The sequence below is a fragment of the Halopseudomonas sp. 4NH20-0008 genome (assembly GCF_057548395.1).
On the sequence record NZ_BAAJMD010000033.1, the window covers coordinates 1 to 2,456 of the forward strand.

Genomic DNA, 2,456 nt, shown 5'->3' on the forward strand with positions numbered 1-2,456 from the left:
AGTGTCCAGAGTCGGGTCTGCTCGCTGCTCAGCCCATGCAGCAGCACCGAGGCCAGCCCGTTGGGTTGATGCTCGCTCACCTGCTGATCGGGCGTCAGCCGCACCCAGGCGTGATCGTTCTCGGCAAACTGGTTGAGTTTGACGAACAGCCGGCAACCTTCAGTGGAAAAGGGGCTGTGCCGCGAGCCGGCCGGGCTGCGCAAATAGCTACCGGCCGGCCAGTGGCCGTCCTCCTCGCTGAAGACGCCCTCAAGCACCAGTATTTCTTCACCATTCGGATGCAGGTGCTCAGGAAAGCGGGCACCCGGCAGATACTCCACCAGACTGGTGACCTGCCCGCTTTCCGGCGCCTCGCGTTCCAGCGGCCAGCGCCGCACGGGAGCCTGTGGCGCATTGACCCAGTGCTGATCCCCGGGGCGAATGCACAGCGGAATACGGCGATCCATATTCAGGGGTTTAAACGGCATGGCGGACATGACCTGTAAGCAGTAACCAGCTTCAGCATACCGATCTGCAAGGCTTCCTGCAGCAACGGACACCCGCCAATACACTGCAAGGGGTAACAACAGGTGTCAGCCTGCAGCAGTTTTCTGATGCGGATCAACTAAGCCGCCGACCCGCCAATACTCCGGATAGTCAGCAGTTGGGCGAGCCAGCGGAATAGGTCAGGCTCGGGTCCACCACCGCCTCGAACTGTTGCAGCGCCGTCGAGCCAATCAGCATGGGGTAGTCAAAACCGCTACGGTCGGTCAGATTGACTTCGATTTCATGGCGGCTATTACCCAGACACACCGGCATGGCTATTACCGGACGCTCGGTGTAGCTCTGGCTTTCATCATCCGGAATATCGGCGGCGCGGCGCTTGATCTGGGCAATGCGTATAACCGGCCGCTCGAAAACCTGACCCTGCTGTTTATCGTCCAAAGCCAGATTAAAACGCACCCAATCGCCATCCGGGCGCTCGATGATCTGGATATTCTGCGCACTCAATGAGGCGGTGACGGCGCCGGTATCCAGTTTAGCTGGCAACTCAAGATCCAGGTCAGCCAGCAGGGCCTTTTCACTTACGCCATAGGTTACACGCTCGGTGGCCTGCAGGCTGAAGGGTAAAAACACCAGGGTTGATGTCAGCATCAGTGTTGTCAGTCGCATGAACTACCTCGTTTTAACCGTTCAGGAGTTCTGACTCTGTTGCTAACCGGGGGTTCCGCCTAGCCTGGGTTTGGCGAGCGGTCTTTGCGCAACTTCCTGCTCACCCTTCTGTGGATAAGACTGTGCATGGATTGCTGTAGATCCTGTATTTACTGGCTTGTAGCCGAGTGCGCAACTTCCTGCACAGCACTGCGCAAGAAGTTGCGCACTTTTATGTGATCCAGTTCGCATTATGCGCTTGGCGGTCTATCGCGTATTTTTCAAGCATTTGATAAATAACGTAAAACCCTATTTGGCACAGGCCTTGCTCCAGTACTGACTCCCGGATCCCAACAGTGGGTCCATTTTCCAGGCAAGGAGAGCACAATGCCAACACCCGCGTATATGACCATTGAGGGCACCAAACAGGGCCTGATCACCGCTGGCACCTTTACCGAGGATTCCGTCGGCAACATCTTCCAGGAAGGTCACGAAGACCAGATCCTGGTTCAGGCCTTTGACCATCAGGTCATCATTCCACGCGATCCGCAGTCCGGCCAGCCAACCGGTCAGCGCGTACACAAGCCGCTGATGATCACCAAGGTGTTCGACAAGTCGTCGCCCCTGCTGTTCAACGCCCTGACCTCCGGTGAGCGCCTGAACAAGTGCCGCCTGGAATGGTACCGCACCTCTTCCACTGGCACCCAGGAGCAGTACTTCACCATCGAACTGGAAGACGCCATCATCGTTGACGTGCAGTCGCACATGCCGAACTGTCAGGATCCGAGCATGTCACACTTCACCCATCTGGAAGATGTGTACTTCACCTACCGCAAGATCGTCTGGACCCATGAAGTATCAGGAACCTCCGGTTCTGACGACTGGCGCACACCCGTCTCCGCGTAATTCGGGGATAATGAAACCCCCGGTCAGCCTCAGGCGGCCGGGGGTTTTTAATCTGGATACTGCCCGCGTCAGACAAGGAACATCGGATGTTCAACCTCGCCAATCAGGCCGACTTCACCCTCGCTATCCCCGGCATCAGCCACGACTTCAAGGTGTTGTCCTTCGACGGCGTCGAGCAGATCAGCCAGCCTTATCGCTTCGAGCTGGTCCTGGTCAGCGAACGCCCGGATCTGGATATCGAAACCCTGTTGCAGCAACCGGCCTTTCTCAGCTTTGCCGGGCAGGACAAGGGTATCCATGGCCTGATTCACCGCGTCGCCCAGGGCGATGCCGGCAAACGTCTGACCCGTTATCACCTGCGTATCGTGCCGCACCTGTTCTATCTGGGCCTGCGCACCAACCAACGCATCTTCCAGCAC

At 57.6% G+C, this 2,456-nt stretch carries 4 protein-coding genes; 2 read left to right on the top strand and 2 right to left on the bottom strand.

Annotated features, from left to right (window positions below):
• The coding region (locus AC27HQ_RS16870; RefSeq protein WP_487157357.1) for a cupin domain-containing protein at nt 1–467 on the bottom strand (467 nt) is incomplete at its 3' end.
• A gap of 169 nt (nt 468–636) precedes the next feature.
• Complete coding sequence (locus AC27HQ_RS16875) at nt 637–1,152, bottom strand: ATP-dependent zinc protease family protein (RefSeq protein WP_487157358.1); 516 nt, start codon at nt 1,150–1,152, stop codon at nt 637–639.
• A 366-nt stretch (nt 1,153–1,518) separates the two neighbouring features.
• Between AC27HQ_RS16875 and AC27HQ_RS16880 the strand changes: the two genes are divergently transcribed.
• Together AC27HQ_RS16880 and AC27HQ_RS16885 are read left to right on the top strand one after the other, a co-directional pair.
• Nucleotides 1,519–2,037, top strand: a complete 519-nt coding sequence (locus AC27HQ_RS16880; protein ID WP_487157359.1) for an Hcp family type VI secretion system effector — start codon at nt 1,519–1,521, stop codon at nt 2,035–2,037.
• Nucleotides 2,038–2,123: 86 nt separating this feature from the next.
• A partial coding sequence (locus tag AC27HQ_RS16885) for a contractile injection system protein, VgrG/Pvc8 family (RefSeq protein WP_487157360.1) occupies nt 2,124–2,456 on the top strand: 333 nt, incomplete at its 3' end.

Coding starts and splice junctions, on each gene's coding strand:
- AC27HQ_RS16875 (WP_487157358.1), bottom strand. CDS start 1,152: ATGCGACTGACAACACTGATGCTGACATCAACCCTGGTGTTTTTACCC.
- AC27HQ_RS16880 (WP_487157359.1), top strand. CDS start 1,519: ATGCCAACACCCGCGTATATGACCATTGAGGGCACCAAACAGGGCCTG.